Here is a 25,647-nt window from a genome sequence, read left to right as displayed (position 1 = left end):
TCCATGCAATCATCCATCAACCGGGACGGCGTCCTTCCGCTCGATCCCGATGAACTGGTCGCCGAAGGCGAACCGCCTTTTGCCGATGCCGCCGCAGAGACCGCGCGGGAAAAGGCCGACCATGATCTGAACGTCCTGCGGCATGAAGTCAGGTTGCTCAGCGCCCGGCTCGGCATGTTGCGCGAGGACGCGGAAGCGGCGTTGAAATCCAAGGCCACTTCGGTCGATGCAAACGCCCATGTCCAACTCGGCGACTATCCTTGGGCAAAGCTTGCTGCGGCGATGTGCGCGGCCTTCGTCGCAACCAGACTGGTTCGACGCCTTCCGTTCGACCTCATGCTTGCCGGATCTGTCGCTCATCTGTCACAGGCGAGGCGGCGGTGAGAACGGCCTTGACGTCCGAAGCCGCATGCGCGCACGATAGATCTAACCGCTGTGTGCGGGAGGCTCCGACTCCAGCCTTTGCGTTGGCGACGTCAATTCCATGGCGATGTCGACAAAGCGCTGACTGAGCGGATTGAGTTGGCGGCCGGCGAGGGGCCGCATGAGGCCAATCCCGACAAGATGCTCTGCGTCGGGCAAGCTCATACCAGCAGCGTGCCGGCAATTCCCGCCAAGGTCGCGACACCGCCTGCGATCGCGAAACGAACCGCATAAGCGATGCTCCCCATACTTGCTGCAAGAACGGCTTTCGCCAGCAGATTGGCGAAGGCCGCGACCGCTATGGCGCGAGCGGCCGCATCCGCGGGTACCTGGATGGATGACAATTTCGCAACGGCAAGTGTTATCGCATCGAGATCGCCCAGTCCTGTGACGAATGCAAGGGCCATCAGTGACTGAGTTCCAAAGACGATCAAGGTCATTCGTGTAAGGACTGTCACGACGGCGAGAAGGAGTGCGAAACGAAGCACAACCATCACCTCGAGGGGGTTTCGGGGTGAAAAGTCGCTGCTGTCATCCGGGCGTTGCAGCAACGCGGCGAAGCCGCCTGCTATGGCGAGGATGGCAGCAGCCGGAGCGAGAGATAGAGCAAGCTCCGTGAAAACGACTGGTGCAATGGCACCGCAAATCAAAAGTACGCGGGCGAGAGAAACGGCTCCCGCAAGCATTGCACCCGCAGAGAGGAGTGGCGAGAGGACCGGCATCTGCTTCGACTGACGGGCGAATGAAAGCGTCAGGGCCGTGGAGGAGACGATGCCGCCGCTGGCTCCGGTCAGCAATATTCCGGCGCGGGCGCCGCTCAGCTTGATCAGGATATAGCCGGCAAAGGAAACGGCTCCCACCAGGATCGTCAGCATCCAAAGTTCGAAAGGATTGATTGCCTGCCAAGGATCAATCGCCTTATTGGGAAGGATAGGGAGGATGACGATCGTCATCGTCAGCAGGATCAAAGCGGCCCTGAGCTCCAGCCAGGTCAATCGGCGAAGAAATCCATGCAGCGGCTCCCGCGCTGCAAGAAGGGCGGTTATCGCCACAGCGCTTGCGGCCGTTATCGTCATATCCGCCACGACCGCGCCAAAGCCCAGCGCAAAGACCGCCAGGGCCGCAATGGTGCCGGTGGCGCTGTAATCCTCCTCTCGCGCCGCCTGCATGCAACTGAAGAGGAGAACCGTGATGCAAAAGAATATAAAGATAGCTGTCGGCAGAATTGGCCCTGTCACAGGCTGCAGGAAACCGCAGAAGCCGCCGAGGAAGCTTGACAGTCCATAGGTGCGGATACCGGCTACTCTCTTGCCTGGAGCAACCTCACGATCCTGCCAGCCGCGCTCAATGCCGACAAGAATGCCGATTGCAAGTGCCAGACTGAGGCGCTGGAATGCTTCTGTCGTCACCAATGATGTCATCATCCGTTGGGTCCAGGCAAGCCGGCCGATTCATCGAAGGCAGCTGCGCCGTATATGCCATAACTGTTCATCCGCAAGCTGCTGCTCAGCGGCGTCCGGACACGTTTGCTCCGCGAAGTGCTGATATTCAATCGCGCATCGCACTTCATCGCTTAGCATAGATCTTTGCCGCTTCGCCCAACGAATTCCGCTTCCTTCCTCATGAGGACGTTCAGTATCACGCTCGCGCTTTCGCGGTGGAACGACCTTGATCTTCGTCAAGCGCCGGAGACACCTTTAAGCTATGATACCTCCAACCATTCGGAGGCCTTCAGCCATGAAAGCGCAATTCCATTTACCGCTGGCCACCTATCCAGACGCAAGCTCCTTCTCGCTCCTTCAGAATGCTGTCGATGTTTCCCTTCACCAAAAGGCCGGTTTGACGGCGAGTATACCGCTGGTCAGGATCGAACCCGTTCAACCGCGATTTCCATCACTCCTTGACATAGACAAAATGCGGGCGGCGGCGGAGCGCTTGAGTAGAGACAATGGAACCGTTCTCGGGCAGACGCTCCGTGATTATGCGAATAAAGCCGAGGTCGAGATCGAGATCCAGCCATTCGATGTGAGGCAGCCGTTTGTCGTCCAAACTCTTGCCGAGCTGTCGCGCACATATGATCTTTCCATTTTGGAAGCATCTGAACTGATGAGGCCGCTGATCGAGAGCGTGCTGTTTGAAAGCGGTCGACCGCTCCTGCTTTTTCCCCCGGATAATTTCAGCGGCCGGATCGATGCTATTGCCGTCGCCTGGGATGGAGGAGCCACTGTCGCGCGGACACTGGCGGGTTCCAGGTTCTTGCTGGATCAAGTTTCGCGCGTCGTCCTGATTTCCATCACCGATGATAAGCAGATTGACGAGCGTAGCCGAGATCACCTTGCGGCTGTGCTTCGGAAGGCTGGTCTTGCCGTCGATGTCGCAGCCGTGCAAGCGAAGGGCGACTCACCGGCCAGCGTCATTCAAGGCGCAGCCCTGGAACGCAAGGCAGATTTGCTCGTCGCCGGCGCGTTCGGTCATTCGAGGCTGCGCGAATTTATCTTGGGAGGGGTCACACGGTCGCTGTTGACCCGCCTCGAAATGCCCACTGTCCTTTGCCACTAACTGCGGTGCGCGCGGCGTGTTGCCGATGGCCGCAACGTCGATCGCTTCCAGAGAAGAGCGTCCTCTGCGGGTGACAAATATCCAAGGCTCGCAAACCCATCGCCATCACCCAATGCCTGATGCGGCAACCAGCAGTTGGTATGAAATCAATGAACCTGCACGGTGTCTGGCGGCATCGGGTTGGCAAGCTCTTTGAGAATCGCTTCAAGCGCATCGGCCGTCGTTTGCAGGCCGGATGACCGCGCAATTTTCAGTGCCGCACTGCAGTGAGCAGACAATTCGTCCTGGTGGACGTGATCATTCGTCGGAAATACGATGCCCGCATATTGCGACGGGTTTCCAGCTTCATTCTTGAAGCACCGGCCGAAGGCAGCCACGTTTACTATTTGCCCGCTTCGATCAAATACCCGATAGTCATGGCGATACGGATCTCCTGTGATCACCGAGTCTGAAATCGCCTTGGCCACAGATGGCTTGTCGTCCGGGTGAATCCGGTCGAGGTATTTTATAATCGGCAGCCCCGCGATGGTCTGCTCCGGGTCAAGCCCAAAGAGCTTTGCCAGCGCCGAATCCGCATAAACCGTGTCGGTCGCCAAATCCCAGGTAAAAATGCCAGGCTCTTCGGCAACGGAGAATTCGGACGTTCCAATGCTGCTGACAGTGTTCATTCCACATCCCCACTGCGCGCCAGCGCTGCCGGTCGATCACGTCACCCTGGCTCTTGAGAGGATACGACGTGCTCAACCATTTCGCTGTTTATCTTACTGCATAATTCCTCAAATCGGAATCGATTTGAGGATTCCTCGCTTGGCAGGAATGCATGCTTGATGGGTTCGATCGGTGCCGAACGAATGGTAAGTTTGCCACCGAAGCCCCACGCGAAAGGCAGCCCGAGATCGCCACACAAGCTCGCCGCGCGCAGCCGGCAGCATCGTTTTCTTGACGCGTACGGCGAAGGTGTGCTTCACCTCGGCTTCGACGTTCCAGAATGCGACGAAGCCGACAAGACCGGCGCGAAGGGTTGACGGAAATCATGACGAAGATCGATCTCAATTCTGATCTGGGGGAGGCGTTTGGACCTTGGCGCATGGGCGACGACAAGGCGATCCTTGACGTCGTCACCAGTGCGAACATCGCATGTGGCGGGCACGCCGGAGATCCGGCGACCATGGTGGAGACGCTTGCCCTGGCAGCTGAGCGGGGTGTCGTCGCGGGAGCCCATCCGGGTTTCGCGGATCGCGAGGGTTTCGGACGACGCCTGATCCCCTTGAACATCCGGGAGGTGGAGCAGCTTGTGGCGACGCAGACCGGCGCGCTGATGGGCGCTGCAGCTCTGGCGGGCGCCCGCGTCCGTTACGTCAAACCGCACGGCGCACTCGCCAATTGGGCGGCCGACGAACGGCCGGTCGCCGACGCCATCATCCGCGCAAGCCGAGCGGTCTCGCCGGAACTTGCCATACTGGCGATCTCCGGGACAGAGCTGGAGCATGCGGCCCGCGATGCCGGGATGACCGTCTTCAGCGAGATTTTTGCCGACCGCGGCTACCTCTCCACGGGTCGGCTCGTACCGCGCAACTTGCCGGGAGCGATGATCGATGATCCAGCACAGGCGGCATCGAGATTGATCGGGTACCTGTCCAGCGGCCTCATGCCGACGGTCGACGGCGTTCCGATCCCTCTCTATGCGCACTCGATCTGCGTTCACGGGGACAGCCCGGGAGCGCTCGCCATGGCCGTCCACGTGCGCCAGGAGCTGCAAAAGGCAGGCATCGAGGTGGCACCATTCCTCCAACCGACACAGGAAAACAGGTGATGGCCAAAGGCTATCTTATCGCCCAGATTACCGTCGCCGATCTGGAAGCCACGGCGCCTCGAGCAGGGGCTGCGGATGCGGACTTCCTTCTGATCGAAGGCGCCGACTGATTTGTCACAGGACCCGTCCGCATCGTCCGGCAGCGTTCCGAACTACCGCCCGGTGGGCGGGCACGCGGTGCTCGTCGAATTCGGCACGACCATCGACAAACGGATCCACGATCAGGTCGTCAAGCTGGATGCCGCCTTGAAGACGGCACCCTTTCAAGGATTCGTCGAAGCCGTTCCGGCCTATGCCAGCATTCTCGTATGCTTCGATCCGCTCGTGGCCGATCATCGCACGACGGAGGCGGCCATTGCTGAGCGTCTGGGAGCTGAGGTTCCAGAGACGATTGGAGCAATGCGCGAAGTCGAAGTCTGCTACGATCCTGATCTTGCGCCCGACCTTGCCGCCGTCGCCGAGGCAAGCGGATTATCGCCGGAAGACGTTATATCCGCCCATCTCTCCGGCGACTACAGCGTCTTCATGTACGGCTTCGCTCCCGGCTACGCTTACCTTGCAGGCGTGCCCAAAGCCATTCAGCAGCCGAGGAAGCCGGCGCCTATTCGCGGCATCGCCGCCGGAAGCGTGCTGATCGCCGGTCCGCAGTGCCTGGTGAGCACGCTTGCCATGCCGACCGGTTGGTGGGTCATCGGCCGCTCGCCGACGAAGATCCTCGACGCCGCGTCCAACGATCGTCCGTTCCTTTTCGACGTCGGCGACGCGGTGCGTTTCCGCCGCATATCGAGGGCCGAATTCGACGCGAGGCGCCTCGCATGAGCGAAGCCGTCCTTGCAATCAACTTCGCGGGTCCTCACGTCGCGGTCCAGGACGGAGGACGTCACGGATTGATGCGGTACGGCGTTCCGGCCTCCGGTCCGATGGACAGGACCTCGTTTGCAGCCGCCAACGCCGCCGTCGGCAATCCTACCAGTCAGCCGGCAATCGAAGTCTCCATGGGCGGCCTGGTTCTCGACTGCCTATCGGGGGAAGTTACGTTTGCTGTCGCGGGAGGAGGCTTCATCGTAGAGCATGCCGGCGACAAGCGTGGCGCATGGATGGTCGCCACGCTGAGGGCCGGGGAGCGGCTGGCGATCCGCCCGGGACACTGGGGAAGCTGGACCTATCTGGCCTTCGCCGGTCACATCGAGGCAAAGACCTGGCTGGGCAGCATGTCGACTCACAGCCTCTCCGGCCTCGGCGGCGGGCGCCTTGCAACCGGGCAGACGCTCACTATAGCCGATCCGGACGTGCGCGATGATCGACATGGTCCGATCACATGTCCGGTCATAGCAAGACCGCGATCCGAGCTGCGTGTGGTGGTCGGTCCGCAGGATCGGTTCTTCTCGAAGGAAACCTTGTCGAATTTCCTGTCGTCGGCTTTCCGCCTGAGCGACGCCTATGACCGCATGGGAGTGCGCCTCCAAGGTCCGTCGCTTGCGCCAAGCGTCGCGCTGGACATGCCATCGGAAGCGATCGTGCGGGGCTCGGTGCAGGTGGCTGGAGACGGCGTCGCCACCATTCTGCTGGCCGACCACCAGACGACCGGAGGCTATCCCAAGATCGCAACGGTGGTGGATTCAGATCTGGACGCCTTCGTTCAGCTGCGCCCACGCGACCATGTCGGTTTCCTGGCCGTGACGCCGCAGCAGGCGACCGAGCACATCCGGCTTCGGGCTGCGACGATGTCCCGTTACCTTGCGGCGGTCCGCGATCCATGCAACGCCCTTATATAGGCGTGTCGATCTGAAGGGCAGGGCGGCGACAGACGCTTGGAGCTGCCGTTAGCTCGAAGTACTGTTCAGGAAAATCCAGTTTCAGTTCGGGGGCACCATGGATTTTCTGAACGTTGCGGCGATCGTTTTCTTCCTTCTCGTCTGGGTGGCGGTCGAGCCTTTGATGGCAGCAGGGTGGCCGAGAAGGAACGACAGTCTTTCCGTCGACATGGTGCGCGTTCGCGCGGCCTGGATGCGGGAGGTCCTGACGCGAGACAATAATTTCATCGGCGACGCCGCGATCCTCGGGCACACGATCAATTCGGCATCCTTCTTCGGCTCCGCCAATCTCATCGTCATCGTCGGGCTGAGCGGCGCGCTGTTCATGGAGCCGAATTATGGATCGGGTGGCCTGATCGCGATGTTTGCGGCTCAGGACCCTGCCTGGTTTTTCCAGTGCAAGGTCCTCCTGATCATGGCGACGCTGCTGCGCGGCCTATCCGATTTCATATGGGCGGTGCGGCAGATCAACTACTGCCTGGCGGCGATCGGGGCGAGCCCCTCCCGTGATGAAGACAGGGACATCGCCGGCTGGACGAACGCGCTCACCCTGGTGTTGAACCCGGCGCTTCGTTCGTTCAGCGTCGGCGTCCGATCCTACTACTTCACCGTCGCGGCCGCCTTCTGGTTCATCGGGCCAATCCCGTTCATTGTTGCGACCATCCTCAGCGTCGGCGTTCTGATCTGGCGCCAGTCCTGGTCGGATGCTGCAAAGGGGATCATGGCGATACGCAAGCTGCTCGACTAGGAATCGATTGTCCGCGGCCCGGCGCAAGGTGATAGTCTGAGCGACGTGCGGTTAAGTACGTTGCGAACATCGGACTCTCGAAGACACGAAACAGAAGCGGTATCTCACGGGCGGTGGCCGATGGATCGTCTTGAAGCGATGCGCATATTGCTGGCGGTCGTCGATGCCGGGAGCATCTCCGCCGGCAGCAGGAAGCTGAGCGCGCCACTGCCGAGCGTCAGCCGGAAGGTGGCCGAACTTGAGCGACATCTCGGGGCGAACCTCATCGTCCGCACCAGCCGCAATCTTCAGCTCACCGATGCCGGACGCGACTATGTCGATGCTGCCAGAAAGATCATGGCGGATCTCGAGGAGGCCGAACGAAGGGCTTCCGGGGAATACCAGACACCCCGTGGTGTGCTCACGATCACGATGCCGGTCGAATACGGGAACCGGTACGTTCTTCCTGTCGCGCTGAGCTTCATGGAAAAATACCCGGAAGTGTCGCTGAACCTTCTGTCGCTCGACCGCGCGGTCGATCTCGTCTCCGAGCAGGTGGATATCGCGATCCGTCTCGGGGACCTCGCCGACAGCGCGCTCCATGCCCTCAAGGTTGGGGAGTTCCGGCTGCTGACCTGTGCGAGCCCCGCCTATCTCGAGCGGCACGGCATGCCGGAGCGTCCCGGCGATCTCATCGATCGCGACGGAATCATCTTCAACAAGAGAACGTTCTTCTGGACATTCGACGTCGACGGCACGCCTATGGAGGCGGCGCCCCGCAACCGGCTGGAAGTGAATACCGCAGCGAACTGTGTTGCGGCGGCTGTCGGCGGGGCGGGGATCGCGCGGCTGTTCGACTATCAGGTTTCTGACGAACTGGCGTCCGGCGCGCTCGTTCCCATCTTGCGCGATTTCGACGGCGCACCGCAGCCCATTCATATCGTCTACGCGCGCCAGGGGCTTCTCGCCTTGAAGGTACGGGCTTTCGTCGATTGGGCGGTGCCGCGGTTGCGGGCGCAACAAAATATAGCATTATCCGAATGATGTACGGATCTCTTCAATCGTTTGTTTCGGGTTCTGAAGGTGCGGAAAGTGCCCGACACCCAAGAGGATATCGACTTTTGCACCGATCTTGCCGGCGAACTCGATGCCCATCTCGCTTCTGATGTAGAGGTCCTTCTCGCCCCAGATCACCTTCACGGGCGTCTTCAGGCGGTGGAGGTTTGCCTCGAGGAAGTTCTGGTCGCGGGTGAAATTCGCGTAGTAGTGGGCGAAAGCATCCGCCGACGTGACGCCATCGAGGCGCCAGGAGCGGGCCATGTCTTGCTGCACGTCTGTCGGTAGATCGAATTGCGCGGTAGGAGATAGGCCGCGCCTGTGCACGTTCTGAAGGATCTCGTCGCTCGTCTTGTTCATGTAGGCGCGGGTCGGGGAGGCGGCCGGCTCGGCTTTGAGGTTCTGCAGGTTCTCCCACATGTAGTGCGGCCGGTCGAACGGCGCGAAGTCACCGACGATGATCCGTCTGGCGATCGTCGGTTCATCGAGAGCGAGCAGCAGGACGGGGAGGGCGGCGATATCAGTCGCATAGATCACGAGCTTCGATCGGTCGATACCTGCCCGCTCGATATAGGCTCTCAGTACCTGGGCGTAGGCCTTCGGTGCATAGGAAAAGCGTTCAGAAACCGGGCGCGACGACTGCCCATAGCCCGGCCAATCGAAGGCATGGACATCGTAGTCGCGCGCAAGCGCGGTCGCGATTCCCTTCCAAACCGTCAGCGTTTCCGGAAATCCATGCAGGAAAAGCACGGTGCCTTTTGGCGCCGGGGCTCGAACAATCATCCTTCTCAGCGTCAGGATCTCGTCGATCTCGATGAAGTCGACAGCGTCGTGCGCGGCTTCTCCGGAAGCGACGATTTCAGACGTATAGGAAGAAGGAGTTGCTGCGACCGATGCAGCCGTTTTTACGATTTTGCCCTTAGACATAGTATGTCCTTTCCTGAATGGCGCTCAGCCAAAGCTCAAAGCCGGTTGTCTCCTGACATAATTGAGCACGGCGTCGGAGCGCAGTAGCCGGAGAAAGTGAGAGGTACCCTCTCGATGGCGGTAGCGCTGCACCGCGGCTGCCCAAGGCTGGCATCTAACCGAGAGGGTGCCTCTCACTTTTCCAAGGTGCCGGCCGGCTGTCGTCCGCGACAATATAAGGAAGAACTGATAGTCATCGAGTACAAGCACGAGGAGCGCAAACCGATCAGGTTCAACTCCCGTCAGCCGCTATTTATCCCCGACCGTGTGGCGCGCTCGGCCAGGGATGTCGGCGAGGGCAGGGCGTCCGAAGTGGCGACCGATTGGTCACCTGTGGCTTCCCTTGTCGAAAATCTGTCCGTTGACCCTCGATGTCATGAAAGGACACGTGTCATGGCACTGACCTCTTTGAAACATAGCCACTCCTTGAAGCTCGGGCATATGTCACGACGCTCACTGCTGTTGGGGGGTGCGGCGGCCGGCATGTCTGCCGCTCTCCTGCCACGCACATCCGACGCTGCTGACGTCGTCGGCGCCGCGTCCGAGGAGATCCGACCGTTCAAGGTTGAGGTCCCTGAGGCGGCGCTGGCAGATCTCAGGCGGCGCCTCGCCGAGACCCGGTGGCCCGACGGCGAAACCGTCATGAATCGTTCGCAGGGCGTCCAGCCCGACAGGTTGAAGGAACTGGTGCGCTATTGGCAATCGTCCCACGACTGGCGGAACGCGGAGAGCAGGCTGAACAGTCTTCCGCAGTTTCTCACCAATATCGATGGACTGGACATCCATTTCATCCACGTTCGCTCGCGCCATCAAAACGCGCTACCGCTGATCATGACCCACGGCTGGCCAGGGTCGGTATTCGAGCTGCTGGATGTCATCGGGCCGCTCACGGACCCGACGGCGCATGGCGGCACGGCTGATGATGCTTTCCACCTGGTGATACCGTCGATCCCGGGATTCGGTTTCTCCGGAAAACCGCCGGCAACGGGTTGGAACCCGCAGCGAATAGCGGCTGCCTGGGACGTGCTGATGAAGCGGCTCGACTATAACAGCTACGTCGCGCAAGGCGGCGACTGGGGCGCGATCATCAGCGATGCCTTGGGTCGCCAGGCGCCCGATGGGCTGCTCGCAATCCACGTCAACAGGATCGAGCGGGCCACGACGCTCCCATCGGACGTAGCCCAGGCACTCAAAAATGGGGGGCTGGCTCCCGATAGTCTGTCTGCGGATGAGAGGATCGTCTTCGATGAGGCGCGGGACTTTCTCAACAACGGCTTCGGCTACGCCGCGATCATGAGCACGCGCCCGGAGACGATCGGCTACGGCATTGCGGATTCTCCGGTCGGCCTCGCCGCCTGGCTCTACGATAAGATCGCCGACTGGGTGTTCACCCCGGGCGATCCCGAACAGGCGCTTGGCAAGGATGCCATCCTCGACAACATCACGCTGTACTGGCTGACGAACACCGGCCCCTCGAGTGGCCGTATCTATTGGGAAAACGCCATGTCCGGCGCCAAGCTCACCGCCGTCAAAGTGCCGGTCGCCGTTACAATATTCCCCGGAGAGGTCTACAAGCCACCAAAGCACTGGCTGTCCAAGGCCTATCCGAAGCTCATCTATTACAACCGCGTCTCCAAGGGCGGCCACTTCGCGGCTTGGGAGGAGCCGGAACTCTTCAGTCAGGAGATCAGGGCAGGGTTCAAGTCGGTGCGGTTATGAGCAACCGCAGATTTGCTCAGAGGCAGCAGTCGGGTCTGCATCCCCCGGACAGGTTCGTCGATTGACGTTGATGGTGCAACGCTTCACAAAGTCCGAAGCTTCCATCAACCAAGCAGAAGCGACGACAACTTCGCGGGGATCACGGCTACATGCGCATCAACGACGACCGTCATTTCTTCGGCAGAGTATCCACATTCCTGACGGTGGTATTTTCAACGCTTCTGCTCGCCGGCGCAAACCCCGCCCCGGCGGCCGAAACGACCAGTTCGGCGCCGATCCGGGTTATGATCGAATTGCCGAACGATGAGGCTGGACGCGCGCTGGTCAATCGGATCGTTCCCGGCAATCAGGAACCGGCGCAGCCGGTAGCGGTCTCGCAAGAGACGCCGCCACCATCGATTGCCACTTCGCTACAGGATTTGCGCCAGAGGCTACTCGCACTCGTCAATGCCGTACCGACCCTCCCGGGTCAGATCCAGGCGGCGGTCCGCGCCTTCCAAACAGATAATCATATCGACCCTGTCGGCCTGATCTTGGCGGTCGCACTCTTCGTTACAGGCGGATTCGTCGCGCAGCGCCTCGCCTGGTGGTCCGGGCGAGGGCTTCTCCATTTTGTGCTGACCGCGCCTGCCGACACCGTGCGGCAGCGGATCAAGCTACACGTTGCCCGGCTTTCAATGGGTCTTCTTGCGCTGGTCGGTTACCTGATCGGAAGCCTCGGCGCGTTTATCCTCTTTCCATGGCCTGCCGTGTTCCGCGATATCGCGCTCATCCTGCTATCAGCCGCGCTCATGCTGCGCCTTGGCGTTCTTATCGGCCGCGTCGTCATCGCGCCGGGCGCCCGCCTGCCACATATGCGGCTGCTGACGCTTGTCACATCGCTTGCCTGGTTCTGGTACTACTGGCTCCTCGCAATCGTCGCAGTGCTGGCGGCTGGCTGGGCCATTATCGAGGTGATCCGGACGATCGGGGCTTTGCCCATCCTGGTCGATCTCTTTACTGCGGCATGGTTCGGTGTCGTTTCAATCGCTTTGATCGTCATGATCTGGCTGCGGCACTTTCGTTCCGACGGGCCACCCGTGAACCGGCTGGTCTGTGTCGGCTTCAGCGCGAGCATCATCCTATCGTGGCTGCTATGGGTGTCCGGGCTCCGCGGTGCATTCTGGACGGTGTTCGTCATCACGCTTCTGCCGCTTACCGTTTCGGTGGCGCGTGATATCATTCGGCGCATCATACAATCCGGGGAGGGGCAGGCGGTCGAAGATCCCACCATCGTCGGATGGTCTGTCGTCATCATGCAAACGCTGCGTAACGGCCTCATTGTGGTTGCCGCGCTCCTGATTGCCCGATCGTGGAACGTCAATCTCGGTGACCTCGCCGCAGCCGAAACGGTGACCACGCGGTTGATCCGCGCAGGAATCCGCATCGTGATCGTGCTGCTGGTGACCGACGTTATCTGGAAACTCGCAAGCACCCTCATCGACAGCCAGATGGCGGTGGCCTCGCGAAGCGCAGAGGCGGGGCATCAGGACGGCCCCGAGGTGCGCCGGCGTCAGCGGTTGAATACCCTCCTGCCCATTCTTCGCAACGTGTTGTTCCTGGCGATCGGAGCTGTCGGTTTCCTGATGATCCTGGATGCCGTTGGCGTCCAGATCGGACCGCTGCTGGCGGGCGCCGGTGTCGTCGGCATAGCCGTCGGCTTCGGGGCACAAACACTCGTCAAGGACATCATCTCAGGCGTCTTTTATCTGTTCGACGACGCCTTTCGCATCGGTGAGTACATTCAAGCGGCGAAATATAAAGGGACGGTCGAAGGTTTCTCGCTGCGATCGATCCGCCTGCGACACCACCGCGGTCCGGTCACCATCGTTCCGTTCGGCGAACTCGGCGCGGTGCAAAACCTCAGCCGCGACTGGGTGATCGACATCATTACGCTTACCCTGAATTATGACAGCGACCTCGAGGAGGTCCGCAAGACCATCAAGCGCATCGGCGTCGAGCTTCTGGAGGATGCCGAACTCGGGCCCAACATCATCGAGCCCTTGAAAATGCAGGGAATTGAGCAGATGGCGGACTATGGTGTGCAGATACGGCTGAAGTTCATGGCGAAACCCGGCGAACAATTCGCCGTTCGCCGAAAGGCACTCGCCATGCTCAAGAAGACATTCGCGGAAAAAGGCATCCAGTTCGCAACTCCGACGGTTCATGTCTCCAGCGGCACGGATGCAGCGGCAACCGCCGCCGCGTCGGAACTCCAGAGGCCATCAAAAGTCATCCCAACACCGCAGGAATAGCCGCGTCGAGCCACTCTATAAGGGCACGTCCAGGCGCGGGACGATGGAGAAGACGAAGGCATGCCATTGTAATCAAATAGCATTCTTATGTTCCATAATCTGTCTTATGCGATTTTGACATGGCATGGTTTGTAGCCGCAAAGTTGAAGTGTCCTGTTTCTGCAAAGTTGGAATGTTACTCTCCCCGGCTTGAACGAGATCTGGAGACGACCGGATGGAACTGATGCGGCGTCGGTACGGCACAAGGCCGGGTCACTTGACACCAAGTTCGACTCCCTTAGTTGCCTTAGGACGTCCTAACGCATCCTTGAGCCAGCACTCGGACTTCTTTGGCACGTAAGAAAAGGCTTTGCATGAATTGTCCCCAATGCAGGCCGTAAAGCATTGGAGATAGTTGCTTTCGCGGAGCCGCTTGTAGTCGCCACCCGGTAGATCCATGCCGCTGTAACTGGTGAAGTCAGACATGATAACGTCGGCTGCCTTCACCGACGAATACGCTGCCACCGCATCGCCGTTTCGGATAAGGGCCACTACATTGTCTTTAAGGAAGCAGACGCCGTACTTCGTGTTATAGGTGATCGCTTTGCATCGACGATCGCTTTCGCAGATTTCATGGCAGCCGGCAAAAGTCACGTCCTTGACGGTCCGATAGTCGAATCCGATTGCGTCGTAACCTCGGGCGTCTATGAGAGCGGATGGCACCGTCGGCGTAGGTAAATTTGTCGCCGCTTCCGAAGGCATGTTCGACGCCCGCTCCTCGGGTTTTCCATAGCACAGAATCTGAAATACCGAAGGCGTTACCTTCTCAGAAAGATCGGCCGTCGATATCGTTTTCTGGTCGGCAGCACGATCACCGGATTGACCAACTATGCTCTGCGATTGCATGAAGAGATCAGCAACCGATGCGCGGATCGCAAAGTTGACGTTCTGCGCCGTGATGCCAATTTCGTCAGCGGCTTGCTTCGAGAATGTAGCGCTTGTTATCCCAAGCAAGAATCCGTCGCGATCGACAATCGGGCCGCCGGAATTACCTGGCTGAATCGGCGTTGAAATCTGAATGTAGCGTGTGTCGTTTCGAAGTCCGGCAAGCGCATTGACGTTGCCGGTCGTGACCTTGACGGAATCCGCGAGCAAGCTCGCCAACGGATAACCGACGGCGACGATGTCTTCTCCAAGACGAGTCGGCGCTTGACGGAAGACCACCGGTTTGAGTGGAGCGTTTGACTGAACTTTTACGAGGGCAAGATCATTCGTCGCATCAATGCGAGGATCTGAAGCATCGCCCTTCCCTTTCACTTCGATCCGCTCACAGCCTTGGACGACGTGAGCGTTTGTCATGAGCCACCCGTCACCGGTTACAGCGAAACCGGTGCCGGAGGAAGTCGGGCCCTCGGCAAAGCAATGGGAAGCAAGTGCCGTGGACAGGGCGCCAGCTAAAACTACGCGAGACAAAGTTGACATTTGAAGTTCCCCAGACGCCTGCAGACTAGAACTTCGGCTCATTCTTTTGCAACTACGTCTTGTTTTCAGGCTTAATTTTGGATCGCGCCCGGACCGCGGCCCTCTTTCCAAAAGACGCGTCGAAGGGCTCTGTGAACATTGGCGGCACCGTGACGATGATCGAGGTGCGGCAGACGGGGCTTACTTCAAACGCCGATCGTCGTTCTGCCGCTTTGTTTAGTGCTTGCAGGCCCCAGGCAGCAGGTTCATGCTGCCTCTGTTTAAAGTCCGCTGGTTACCGGTGAAAACGCCGTGACGGATCGGGCTTTCGTGGGACGCGTGCGATGGAGTGCGCCGGCTGCGGTGTCGATATTCAGAGCGGTTTTGCTTTCTGTCCGCAATGCGGCACAAGGCAACCTGTCCCCTGCGCTGCCTGCGGCAATCCCTGTCAGCCCGATTTCGCCTTCTGCCCCCGATGCGGCGCATCGATCGAAGGCAAGGTCCAATCCGTATCGAAGCTCAGCGTCGAGGCGGTGCCGTCCAAATCGGCGGGCGATGCCGACCGGCGGCCGGTCACGGTGCTCTTTGCCGATCTCTGTGGCTTCACGACGCTGAGCGAGCAGATCGACCCCGAGGTGATGCGGGTGCTGCAGAACGAATTGTTCGAAGAGATGACGCAGGCGGTCGAGGCCTATGGCGGCTTCGTCGACAAGTTCGTCGGCGATGCGCTGCTGGCGCTGTTCGGCGCACCGGTCGCCCATGAGGACGATCCGGTACGGGCGCTCGGTGCCGCACTCGATATGATCCGTCGGGCCGCTGAGGTCGGCGAGCGCTGGCACGCACGCGCCGGCGTGCCGCTGCGTCTGCATATCGGCATCAACAGCGGCCCTGTTGTCACCGGCGGTTTCGGCGCGGTCAGTACAAAATCCTACTCTGTGACCGGCGACACGGTGAACACCGCCCAACGCCTGCAATCCATGGCCGGTGAAAACGATATCCTGGTCGGGCCGCTGACCTATCGCCTCACCCGCCATGCCTTTGCCTTCGACAGTCTCGGTGCGCAGACCTTGCGCGGCAAAAGCGGAAATGTCCTCGTCCATCGGTTGACAGGGCTGCTGGAAGCGCCTCATACGGCGCGCGGGCTGGAAAGTCTCGGCCTTCAGGCGCCGATGATCGGACGGGATACGGAGCTGTCGCGGCTGCTGACATGCCTCGATCTCGCCTGCGGCGGTGCGGCCCAGCTCGTCCGTCTGATCGGCGAAGCCGGTATCGGCAAGTCGCGGCTCGCCAACGAGTTCGTCGCGATCGCCGGCACGGCTGACCGTTTCCAGGGCCTTGCCATCCGCAAGGCAACCTGCTCCCCGCTCGGAGAACAATCCTATGGCACGCTCGCCGCGGTCGTGCGCAGCGCTTACGGCATCGGCGAGCGGGATGATCTCGACCGGACACGGCAGCTGCTGGCAACGGGGTTCCGTGCGCTCGATCTCACCCAGGAGGACGTCGAGGGACTTTTGCCGCTGTTTCAGCACGTCCTGGGTCTCGGTGATCCCGACGGTGCGTTGCGGCACATCGAGCCGGAGCAGCTGCGGCGACAGATCTTCTATGCGGTCCGCACCGTCTTCGAGCGGCGGCTGGCGCAAAGTCCGCTGCTGCTTGTCATCGAGGATCTGCACTGGGCTGACGCCGCCTCGCTTGAGGTGCTTCGCTTCATGATGGATCGGCTGGAGCGCAGCCGGCTGATGCTGCTGGCGATCTACCGGCCGACATCGCAGACCGACCCGCTGGACTCCCATCGCGTCAACGTCACCGTACAACGCCTCGGCCCCCTTGCCGCAGCCGATGGGCAGAGGCTGCTTGCCGCCCTTTTCGGTGAGGGTCATGGCAAGTTGCCGGTCGCGATGCGCAAACGCATTCTCGACCGGGCCGGCGGCAATCCGCTTTTCATCGAAGAAATCCTTCGGGCGCTGATCGACATGGGCACATTGCACAATGATGGTCAGCGCTGGCACCTCGCCGCCGAAGACACGGACGTCGATATACCCGTCAACCTGCAAGCACTGCTGCTTGCCCGTGTCGATCGTCTGCCGCAGGAGATCAGACGCTTAGCGCAGGAGGCAGCGGTGGTCGGCCCGAAGTTCGATACCGCCCTGCTCCGCGCCATCACTGCCGACCCGTCCGCCGTCGACGCGGCGCTGGATTATCTCTGCGATGCCAATATCACAGAGGAATTGCGCGGGCCCGATGCCGCGATATCGCCGGGCTACCGCTTCAGCCAGACGCTGATGCACGATGTCGTCTACCACAATCTCCTGCTGCAACGACGCATGGAGCTTCATCTTCGGATCGGCCGGGTTCTGGAGCGCCAATATGGCCTGACGCCCGAGCGGCCTGAGCATCTGACCCAGCTCGGCCATCATTTCAGCCTGACCGCCGAAAAGGCCAAGGGCGCCAGCTATCTGATGGCGGCGGGCGACCTGGCGCGCAAGACCTACGCCAATGACGATGCCATGCGCCTCTACCGCCAGGCCCTTGCGGTCTTCGCAAACGAGCCGGAGGCGACGGCTGAGCAATTGGCGCTGCTGGAGCGTCTTGCCGATCTCTGCGCTCCTGCAGGCCGCCGCGACGATGCCTTGAACCACTATCAGCAGGCGCTCGCAATCCATCGCGCCAGAGACGACCGGATCGCCGCAGCGAGGATATTGCGCAAGATCGGCCGCTTGCATCTCGATGCAGGGCGCCGTGACCAGGCCGAGACACATTGCGCCGCGGCCGAGGTGATGATCGCGGCGATCGATGCGCCGGTCGAACATGCGCATCTCCTGCAGGAGCGCGGCCATCTGGCCTTCCGCATGGGCGATCAGGCGGCCGCCGCCGATTGGGCGACGCAGGCGCTGCAATGCCTGCAAACCTTGCCGATCGACGGAACGACCGAGGCCGGACGGGAGGCGGCGCGCGCGATGGCGGAGGCACTGAATACCAAGGGTGCAGCTCTTGCACGGCTCGGTCGCCGCCGCGATGCCGTGCTGGAAGTGGAGCACAGCCTCTCGGTTGCCGAAAAGGCCGATCTGCAAAGTGCCGCCTGTCGCGCCTATTCCAATCTCGGCGTTCTCTACACGATCGTCGATCCGGCCCGCGCCATCAAGATCTGCCGGCGCGGGCTGGAGGTTGCGACCCGTATCGGTGATCTCGGCTTTCAGGCGCGCCTTCTCGCCAATCTGGCGGTTTCCTGCTGTACCTTCACCGATCGCTGCGCCGCCGAGGGCGTGCCGGCAGCCGAAAAGGCCGTCGAAATCGACCGGGCGCTCGATCAGCGCGACCATCTCTCCGTACCGCTGATCGTCCTCGGGCAGATTCATCAATGCCACGGACAGCCAAAGCTAGCCCGTAAGTATTACGAGGAAGCTCTTGAGGTCGCAAAGGAAATTGACGAGCCGCAACTGCTGTTTCCGTGTTATGATGGCTTGGCGACACTGAGCCTCGAGCATGACGATATGGACGAGGCGGAACGGTATTTCACGCTGGCACAGGATGTGTGCATGCGCCACAACCTCGATCCAGGCACACTGGTCGTCTTGCCGTTTCTCGACTGAGCGTCCTCGTATCGAGGATTGCCTGAATCGCTTAATCCAATCAATTCAATCGTATAAAGGGAGGAACTAAACATGCAGGAGAACCACTCGGAAAGACCGTTGCAGCCTGGAGATCGCGCGCCGAACGTGGTGCTGGATGCGATCACCCGCCAAGGCAAGATCGCCATCGACGATTTTCGCGGCCAGAAGCCGGTGCTCGTCGGCTTGTTCCGCGGACTGCATTGCCCCTTCTGCCGCAGACAGATCGCCGCCATGGCGGAACTCACCGATGCATTGCAGGAGAAGGGCATCGACAGCCTGACCGTCGTCAACACACCGATCGAGCGCGCCCGCCTCTATTTCCGCTACCATCCGCTTCCCAATCTGCTGGCGGCCTCGGATCCGGAACGGGTATCGCACAGGGCCTTCGGCCTGCCGAATGTCCAGTTCACGGAAGACGAGAATGACTGGCCGCACAAGCTCAGCATGAGCACGGTGACCTCGATGCGCATCGACATGCCGGGTGAACTCCCCGAGCCGATGGACGTGATGGCGGCGGTGGACTATCTCGACAAGGCGGATGGTTATGAATTCACCGAGGATGACACGCAGATGATTGCTACCGGCCACGGCCAGCTTGTCGGCGAATTCTTGCTCGATCGCGATGGTGTCGTGCGCTGGTGCTTCACCGAAGTCGAGGATGGCGGCCGCCATATGTTCGGCGGCCCGGCGCCTCGAGAAGTGATGTCGGCAGCGTCGAATATGGCTGTTTGAAGCGCATGATTGTCGTGATCGTTTCTCGGCTCGATGACATGGCGCGTCAGGGAAGGCCGGCCTTGCGGTAACCCTCGACAAAATGCGCAAGCGTCGCGGTGTCGCGGAAGGGTTCGGTCGTCGCCCAGTGGCGGGTTGAAAAATGGGGGTTGGCGACGAGGAAGAGTTCGGCCTCCCCGCGCGCCTCGTCGAGCCGGCCGAGTTGGGCAAGGCTTGCTGCCAGGAAACGGCGGGAGCTCGTCCGATTGGTCTCGTCCCGGCGCAATGTCTCGACGGCGGCTCGTACCAGCTTGCCGGAAACGGGTTCAGCCGGAGGGCCTTGGCAATGTGTTCGAGGCCCTTCCCGACCCTCTCGGGTCGAATTCGATCCCATCCCATCAGCGAAGGAATCCTGCTCGGGATCGTTGCTGATGTTGACGAAGGGCAACACTGATATCAATGGTTTGTCGGGTAGCGGCAAAGCTTTTCGCTTCGCGCCGCCGACTGATTTATGGCGCCTATGAAGCGGTAGCACGGCTGACGACGAGAACGACCATCAATAACTCCCTGAAAAATAGCATCGAGGTGACTTCCATGGTGTTTTGGATAGCGATTTTGGTGGGATTGGCGATCGCTTATCTCCTTGGCTCCATACCGACGGGCTATCTGGCGGGCAAACTGCTCAAGGGCATCGATATTCGGGAGCATGGCTCCAAATCCACCGGAGCGACGAACGTGTTGCGAACGCTCGGCAAATGGCCTGCCTTGGGGGTGCTGCTGGTCGATGTGCTGAAAGGCGTGGGAGCCGTCGTCTTTGCGCGCTGGTTTTATCCCTGGCTTTCGACGGCCTCAGCCACGCCACCGGCGGCACTTGATCTGCAAAGCTTGGTGCCTTGGACTGTTTGCCTGGCGGGGCTTGCCGTAATGCTGGGGCATGGCCGTTCGATCTGGTTGAATTTTACAGGTGGCAAATCCGTTGCGACGGGGCTCGGCGTGTTGCTGGCGATGTCATGGCCAGTAGGTCTAGGCGCTGCGACGGCTTTTGGCCTTGCGCTGGCCATTTCTCGGATTGTTTCCCTAAGTTCGATGCTGGCGGCGTTGACGGCCTTCGTTCTTGTCTTTGTCTTGGAGCAGCCGCTGCCCTATCGGCTGCTGGTGATCGCAGGCGGCATTTACGTGATTGTGCGCCATCGCGCCAACATTCGGCGGCTGCTGGCTGGGACGGAGCCACGTCTGGGCAAGGTCGCCTATTTTGGAATTTGAAAAGCACCAACTGCAAGAGGAAGCAGGTTTCAATCCTGCCGGACGATGGCGCCGATCGCATTGACGAGGAGGCGCGCGGCGGTCAGGGCCGACAGGCCTTCAATGTCGGCAGGAGGATAGAATTCGACAAGGTCGAATCCCGCAATCCTCGCCCGCCTGCCGAGACCGGCGATCAGGTCGATCACCTCAGTGTAGGTGAGGCCGCCAGGAGTACGCGCCGCCACAGCAGGCAGGATGCCGGGATCGATGCTGTCGCAATCGAGGGTGACAACGACCCGGGCGCCTTCCGGAATATGCCGGAGAGCCGCTTCTGCGCCCTCGGCGTGAACCTCGCGAGCGGTCACGAAGCGGCTGCCATAGTGCTGCGCCGCCTCTATGTCGGCGGCGCGGGCGCTGCCGACGCTGCGCAGGCCGACCTGCACCATGCCGGCGACATGCGGCATCTCGCTCGCCCGGCGCATCGGACTTGAATAGCCGTAGCGTTCGCCATGCAATTCGTCGCGCCAGTCGATATGGGCGTCGATCTGCAGGATCCAGAGCGGCCCTTGATCCGCAAAGCCGGCGAGGAAAGGAATGGTCACGGAACAATCGCCGCCGAGCAGGATCGGTACGGCCGGCAGGGCCAGCACCTCGCGTGTCTTCACCTCGATCCGCGTCCGGTTGCCAGCATTGTCATGCATGGTGGTTTCGATGTTTCCGGCGTCTATGCATGAGACCGGCCTGCCATCGAATAGCGGGCCACCGAGATCAAAATCCCAGTGTTCGACGAGCCCGGCATCGTCCTGACTGGCAGTGCGGATGGCGTCAGCGGCCAGGGCATAGCCGCTGCTGTCCTTGCCGGGATAGGTGCTGCCGTGAGCGGCTGCAATAATCACCGCACGGGGCAAACGCCCATCGGCGAGGTGACGGGGAAGGCCGAGAAAAGAAGGTGGGGCGGTCATTCCTGATAGTCCTGATGATATCCGGCTGAAATTGCAGTAGCGAGGGCTCGCGACCGGAGCAAAATTCGATGCTGACCTGTTTAGTCCGTTTGGACGTTTTTGAGAACTTTTTGGAAGAGCTTAAGGACGACACTTACGCTCTCCATCGCTGATCGCTCGGAGACGGCAGGCCTGACCAAGGCTTGCCCGGTGTCGCCCTGCCCCCTGTCGCAACACAGCCCTGCCGACTATCGGACCGCCGCCGGCAGAACTTCGAACTTCCAGAATTTTTCCGGGCCGAAATAGGTCGCGGCAAACGCGCGGATATCCCCGGCCGTGACCTTGTCGTAGCCGCTGAGATTGTCGCGTATCCGGTCTAGACGACGCGAATCCGTCTGAGCGCCGCGCAGATATTCAATCCAATATTCGTTGCCCTGCCGCTGATGCTTCAACGTCTCGATGATCGGTCCGCGGGCGCGGGCGAGCTCGTCCGTGGAGACGACATGCGACCGGAGATCATCTGCGGTCTCGTCGACAAGGGCGTAGAAGCGCGCGATCTTTGCCGGGTTCGTCTCGACGTAGAAATAGGCGTAGCCAAAGCCAGGGAGCTCCCTTGACAGGTTAACATCACCCTCCAGGACGTAGCTTGCTCCTTCTGCAGTACGAAACTGGTCGATCAGCCTGTTTTGGAAAATCTGGACGGCAATATTGGCGGTGAAGGATCGCGGCAGATCGGAGAGCAAATCGCCGACGGGAGCACCGACGATGGCGGCGGCACTATCTGCCCTGCCGCTATGGGTCTGCACTACGGGCTTGTTGTTCGCGGGAAAATGCACATTGCCCTGATCATTGCTCGGCGCCGTCTGCAGGCGCGGCGGCAAAGCGCCGAAGGTTTCGGCTGTCAGTCGGATTGCGTCGTCCACCGTTACGTCGCCGACGATGGTGATATCAATCGGGCCGCTGGAAACCATAGGCCGGAACAGCGCCTCGAAATCTTCCGGCTTGGCGGCGGACAGCTGGGCGCGACCAGGGAAGGTCCAGCGCGGATCGCCCGAATGCACGAGACCTCCGAGATCACGGCTGACAACGCCGCCGGGGGTCGCCTGATACTGATCGATGCCGCTCAGATAGGCCTGCTGCACACGCTTGAACGCCTCGGGGCGGTAGGCGGGATCCGAGGTATAGGCGGTCATCAGCTGCAATTGCGTCGCAAGATCTTCCGTTCGTGTACGACCGTCGAATTTGAAGGAGCCGTCGCCAACCGAGAAGTCGATGCCGACGATGTTGGCCGTCAGCGCCTTCTGTATATCCTGGTAATCCATGGCGTTGACGCCGGACAGTGCGACGGCTGGCGATGCCCAGATCGGGGCCGGACGGTCACGCGGCAAATCCAGCCGACCACGGCCGATATCTTCGCGCACCAGCACTTCGTTGGCGCGCAGCTTGGTCGGCTTGACGGTCAACCGTACACCGTTGGAAAAGCGCACCATGGTCAAGCCGAGATCGTCGACGGCGCGGCGTTCGACCACAGTGCCCGGTTCGCCGAAATGGGTGTAGGGCCATGCGACGTCGGCTGCACTGGATGGTGCCGAAACGGCAATGGCTTTCGAAGCATCATAGACTTGCCGAACCGTCTCGGCTCCGCCCTGCGGCGATTGGGCCGTCTGCAACACGACCTGCGGACCGTTGCCGGAGAAAGCGTGTTGCAGGGCCTGATTGACCTCGGCCGCAGTGACGTCGTTCGTTATCGTTTCGAACAGCGAGAGGTCTTCGGCAGGCGAAGTGAAAACCTGATTGTCATCGACGCTGCTCGCGAGCATGGAGGCGATGTCGGTGGTCGTGCGCGTCGCGGCTCCGGCCAAGGCCGCCTGCAGGGCCGAGCGATATTCGAGGATTTCGCGATCGATCTCAGCCTGCGAAACGCCGAACTTTTGAATACGTCGCTGTTCCAGGTCAATGGCCGTCAGCGCCGCCCGCCATTTGTCCGGCTCGGAATTCGCCGCGATCAGGATGACATGCGCGGAATCGAGAAGATCCTGAGAGCCGACGCCGGCGCTGATGAAAGGCGCATCCGCCTTGCTGGCAAGGTTGCTCACCCGGCGTTTGAGCACCATAAGGCCGAGATCTTCGATAAGCTGGGTGCGGCGTTTGGCGAACATATCGGGCGCGGCGTCATAGGGACGCGTCCAGGCGATCTGTATGTTGGTCATGCCGCCGGGAACGACGAGGACGTCGGCGCTTTCGCCTTTGGTCTCCAGCGTGCCGAGATCCGGTTGTGCCGGCGCCGGACCCACGGCCTTCCAGTCGCCGAAGCGCTGCCGGATTTCGCGTTCCATCGCGGCCGGGTCGATATCGCCCACCACCACCAGCGTTGCCCGATCGGGGCGGTAATTGGCCCGGTAATAATCACGAACGAGGTCCACCGGCGCATTGCTGATGATATCGGCCTTGCCGATCGGCGGGCGCATGGTCGCGCGCCGGCCGGCGAGCAGCGAATTCATGATTCCGAGCCCGGCGCGGTACTGCGGCGTATCCCGCAGCCGCTCTTCCGACAGGATGACGCCGCGTTCGCGATCAAGCGCGCCGGCATCAAGCGTCAGCTCGCTCGCCGTCTCGCGCATCAGCATCAGGCCGGTCGAAAGCGTGTCGGCATCGACCTCGGGCAGATCGAGTGCGTAGACAGTCTCGTCATAAGAAGTATGGGCGTTGGTATCAGGTCCGAAGGCCAGGCCCTTGCGCTGCAGGATACGGATCATCTCGCCTTCGGCGACATGTGTCGAACCCTTGAAGGCCATGTGCTCGAGAAAATGCGCCAGACCCTGCTGGTTGTCGTTTTCCTCAAGTGAGCCGGAGCCAATGCGAAAGCGGATCGCTGCCTGTCCGGGCGGCGTGGCATTGCGCATGATCGCAAACCGCATACCGTTGGCCAGCGTGCCGAAATGGACGTTGGGGTCGGCTTTAAGATCGCTTTGCGTCTGCGGCCAGGGCGTGGACAGGGTGTCCGCATAGGCCGGCGAGGCGAAGTTTGCGAGAAGAGAGACCGCAGCGAGAAACCACCAGGTGGCGGAGCATTCCATGTGTTTGTGAGGCATTCTTGTCCGGGCGATGCGCATGAGGAGGGTGAATATGTTGATCCGACTGTTCCACGGGTTGCATTTCGCTTCAACTTCCATGTGTGTGAATGAGGAAGAAGCCGAAAGCCGCCTCCCCAATTGTCGGACTCAGGTGTCAGAACAATGTCATCGAAACCCTCTAAAGCGCGTCGCACCGAATTTGATTCATGCGAGGCGCTTTCGATGGCGACATTGCAGCAGGTCGCGTTCCGGGCCGGATGTTCGCTCGCGACCGCAAGCCGCGTTCTCAACCGCAACGGACCGGCCAGCGACCTGATGGTACGCAAGGTGCGACGCGCCGCCGCCGAACTCGGTTATCACTCCGTCGGCCGGCTCGGACGCAGGCCGGTGGTCGGCGTACTGATCCCGAGCATCACCAATCCGGTATTTGCCTCCTCGCTGTCGAGCATCCAGAACCGCATGCTGGTGGCCGGTCATGGCGTTTTGATCGCCCAGTCGAATTACGATCCGGCGCGGGAAGCCGATGCCGTCGCGGCCCTCCTGAACGACCGGCCGACCGGGCTGATCCTGACCGTCTGCGATCCCTCGACCAGCGAGGCGCTGCTGGCCAGGCTGCCGCCGACCGTACTGCTCCACAACCTGCCGACGGCACAGTTTCCGGCGGCCGTTACCGCCGACAATCGCGGCGCCGGCCGGGAGATCGCGACCTTTCTGATTGGCCTCGGCCATTGCCGCATTCTGTTTCTCTCCGGCAATTTCGCCGCCTCCGACCGGGCACGGCTTCGCTATCAGGGTTATCTCGACGCGATGGCCGAGAACGGGCTGACACCGCTCGATGCCCTGCAGATCCCCTTCGTCGGCGGTTATGACCAGCTCGATCTCAGCGCCGCGATGACAGCGCTTGCGCCGACGGCGATCATCGCCTCCAACGATCTCCTGGCGCTCGGCGTCATCGGCGCGCTGAAGCGCGAGGGGCTTTCGGTGCCAAGTGATGTTTCGGTTGCCGGTTTCGACGGCATCGCCATCGGCCGGCTGATCGATCCGCCGCTGACAACAATCGAAATGCCGGATGCCAGCATGGGGGCGACGGCCGCCTCGCTGCTGCTCGACATGGCGGAGAACGCCGCCCCTGCCCGCCATCTCGATGTCGCCTATACGCTGCGCCGTGGCGGCACGGTGCGCGCTATCTGAAGCCTGCGAAATAGGAGGGGCCGCCACGCGTTCGGCGTGGCGGCCCCTGCCCTATGCCTCGATAAG

At 61.0% G+C, this 25,647-nt stretch carries 20 protein-coding genes and 1 pseudogene; 14 read left to right on the top strand and 7 right to left on the bottom strand.

The genetic code is table 11. From position 1 onward, the window contains the following. The first annotated feature begins 3 nt into the window (after positions 1–3). Positions 4–384, top strand: coding sequence for a hypothetical protein (locus tag PO860_RS09195; protein WP_183607308.1), 381 nt, complete (start codon positions 4–6; stop codon positions 382–384). Positions 385–584: 200 nt separating this feature from the next. Here PO860_RS09195 and PO860_RS09190 read toward each other — a convergent pair whose 3' ends face one another. Then, positions 585–1,847, bottom strand: coding sequence for an MgtC/SapB family protein (locus PO860_RS09190; protein WP_183607309.1), 1,263 nt, complete (start codon positions 1,845–1,847; stop codon positions 585–587). Positions 1,848–2,160: 313 nt separating this feature from the next. Here PO860_RS09190 and PO860_RS09185 point away from each other — a divergent pair, with 313 nt between their 5' ends. Next, a complete protein-coding gene (locus PO860_RS09185; protein WP_273885634.1) occupies positions 2,161–2,982 on the top strand; it encodes a universal stress protein in 822 nt (273 codons plus the stop codon). A gap of 146 nt (positions 2,983–3,128) precedes the next feature. Here PO860_RS09185 and PO860_RS09180 read toward each other — a convergent pair whose 3' ends face one another. Then, positions 3,129–3,650 carry a PAS domain-containing protein gene (locus PO860_RS09180; RefSeq protein ID WP_272782556.1) on the bottom strand — a complete coding sequence of 174 codons (522 nt, stop codon included), beginning with the start codon at positions 3,648–3,650 and terminating at the stop codon, positions 3,129–3,131. 159 nt (positions 3,651–3,809) lie between these two features. Between PO860_RS09180 and PO860_RS09175 the strand changes: the two genes are divergently transcribed. The 6 genes from PO860_RS09175 (at position 3,810) to PO860_RS09150 (ending at position 8,380) form a co-directional block, all read left to right on the top strand. Then, positions 3,810–4,007: a hypothetical protein gene (locus tag PO860_RS09175; protein WP_272782557.1), complete on the top strand. Its 198-nt coding sequence runs from the start codon at positions 3,810–3,812 to the stop codon at positions 4,005–4,007. Between the two features lie 8 nt (positions 4,008–4,015). Beyond that, the gene (locus PO860_RS09170; protein ID WP_272782558.1) at positions 4,016–4,795 is read left to right on the top strand and encodes a LamB/YcsF family protein; all 780 of its coding nucleotides are present in this window, start codon (positions 4,016–4,018) and stop codon (positions 4,793–4,795) included. 111 nt (positions 4,796–4,906) lie between these two features. Further along, positions 4,907–5,614, top strand: coding sequence for a 5-oxoprolinase subunit B family protein (locus tag PO860_RS09165; protein ID WP_273882730.1), 708 nt, complete (start codon positions 4,907–4,909; stop codon positions 5,612–5,614). Then, positions 5,611–6,570, top strand: coding sequence for a 5-oxoprolinase subunit C family protein (locus PO860_RS09160; RefSeq protein WP_273885635.1), 960 nt, complete (start codon positions 5,611–5,613; stop codon positions 6,568–6,570). Before PO860_RS09165 ends, PO860_RS09160 begins: the two co-directional genes overlap by 4 nt. A 97-nt stretch (positions 6,571–6,667) precedes the next feature. Further along, positions 6,668–7,357: a DUF599 domain-containing protein gene (locus PO860_RS09155; protein ID WP_272782560.1), complete on the top strand. Its 690-nt coding sequence runs from the start codon at positions 6,668–6,670 to the stop codon at positions 7,355–7,357. Between the two features lie 120 nt (positions 7,358–7,477). Continuing rightward, positions 7,478–8,380 carry a LysR family transcriptional regulator gene (locus PO860_RS09150; protein ID WP_273885636.1) on the top strand — a complete coding sequence of 301 codons (903 nt, stop codon included), beginning with the start codon at positions 7,478–7,480 and terminating at the stop codon, positions 8,378–8,380. On the opposite strand, the gene PO860_RS09145 is transcribed toward PO860_RS09150, so the two are convergent. Further along, positions 8,369–9,319, bottom strand: coding sequence for an alpha/beta fold hydrolase (locus tag PO860_RS09145; RefSeq protein ID WP_272782562.1), 951 nt, complete (start codon positions 9,317–9,319; stop codon positions 8,369–8,371). The genes PO860_RS09150 and PO860_RS09145 overlap by 12 nt on opposite strands. A gap of 432 nt (positions 9,320–9,751) precedes the next feature. On the opposite strand from PO860_RS09145, the gene PO860_RS09140 reads away from it, so the two are divergent. Together PO860_RS09140 and PO860_RS09135 are read left to right on the top strand one after the other, a co-directional pair. After that, positions 9,752–11,077: an epoxide hydrolase family protein gene (locus PO860_RS09140; protein WP_272782711.1), complete on the top strand. Its 1,326-nt coding sequence runs from the start codon at positions 9,752–9,754 to the stop codon at positions 11,075–11,077. A 149-nt stretch (positions 11,078–11,226) separates the two neighbouring features. Beyond that, entirely contained in the window at positions 11,227–13,371 is a 2,145-nt protein-coding gene (locus tag PO860_RS09135; RefSeq protein WP_273885638.1) for a mechanosensitive ion channel family protein, read from the top strand. Positions 13,372–13,623: 252 nt separating this feature from the next. On the opposite strand, the gene PO860_RS09130 is transcribed toward PO860_RS09135, so the two are convergent. Beyond that, on the bottom strand, positions 13,624–14,832 hold the full coding sequence (locus PO860_RS09130; protein WP_272782564.1) for a trypsin-like peptidase domain-containing protein: 1,209 nt from the start codon (positions 14,830–14,832) through the stop codon (positions 13,624–13,626). A 323-nt stretch (positions 14,833–15,155) separates the two neighbouring features. On the opposite strand from PO860_RS09130, the gene PO860_RS09125 reads away from it, so the two are divergent. Next, positions 15,156–18,401, top strand: coding sequence for an adenylate/guanylate cyclase domain-containing protein (locus PO860_RS09125; RefSeq protein WP_272782565.1), 3,246 nt, complete (start codon positions 15,156–15,158; stop codon positions 18,399–18,401). Positions 18,402–18,473: 72 nt separating this feature from the next. Then, entirely contained in the window at positions 18,474–19,154 is a 681-nt protein-coding gene (locus PO860_RS09120; protein WP_183607327.1) for a peroxiredoxin-like family protein, read from the top strand. Positions 19,155–19,200: 46 nt separating this feature from the next. Here the strand turns inward: PO860_RS09120 and PO860_RS09115 are convergent. After that, positions 19,201–19,505 (bottom strand): annotated as a pseudogene (locus tag PO860_RS09115) (adenylate cyclase); the annotation flags it as partial. Positions 19,506–19,727: 222 nt separating this feature from the next. On the opposite strand from PO860_RS09115, the gene plsY reads away from it, so the two are divergent. Continuing rightward, positions 19,728–20,396, top strand: a complete 669-nt coding sequence (plsY, locus tag PO860_RS09110; RefSeq protein ID WP_275038329.1) for a glycerol-3-phosphate 1-O-acyltransferase PlsY — start codon at positions 19,728–19,730, stop codon at positions 20,394–20,396. 29 nt (positions 20,397–20,425) lie between these two features. Here the strand turns inward: plsY and PO860_RS09105 are convergent, their stop codons facing one another. Further along, on the bottom strand, positions 20,426–21,337 hold the full coding sequence (locus tag PO860_RS09105) for an agmatinase (RefSeq protein WP_273885640.1): 912 nt from the start codon (positions 21,335–21,337) through the stop codon (positions 20,426–20,428). A 227-nt stretch (positions 21,338–21,564) separates the two neighbouring features. Beyond that, entirely contained in the window at positions 21,565–24,408 is a 2,844-nt protein-coding gene (locus PO860_RS09100) for a M16 family metallopeptidase (protein WP_275035401.1), read from the bottom strand. A 204-nt stretch (positions 24,409–24,612) separates the two neighbouring features. Here PO860_RS09100 and PO860_RS09095 point away from each other — a divergent pair, with 204 nt between their 5' ends. Then, complete coding sequence (locus tag PO860_RS09095; protein WP_272782568.1) at positions 24,613–25,581, top strand: substrate-binding domain-containing protein; 969 nt, start codon at positions 24,613–24,615, stop codon at positions 25,579–25,581. Positions 25,582–25,647 lie beyond the last annotated feature (66 nt).

This window comes from Rhizobium binxianense (genome assembly GCF_028994275.1).
GTDB lineage: Bacteria > Pseudomonadota > Alphaproteobacteria > Rhizobiales > Rhizobiaceae > Rhizobium > Rhizobium binxianense.
The sequence above is the reverse complement of the archived record's forward strand: the minus strand, read 5'-3'. Positions and strand labels throughout refer to the sequence as shown.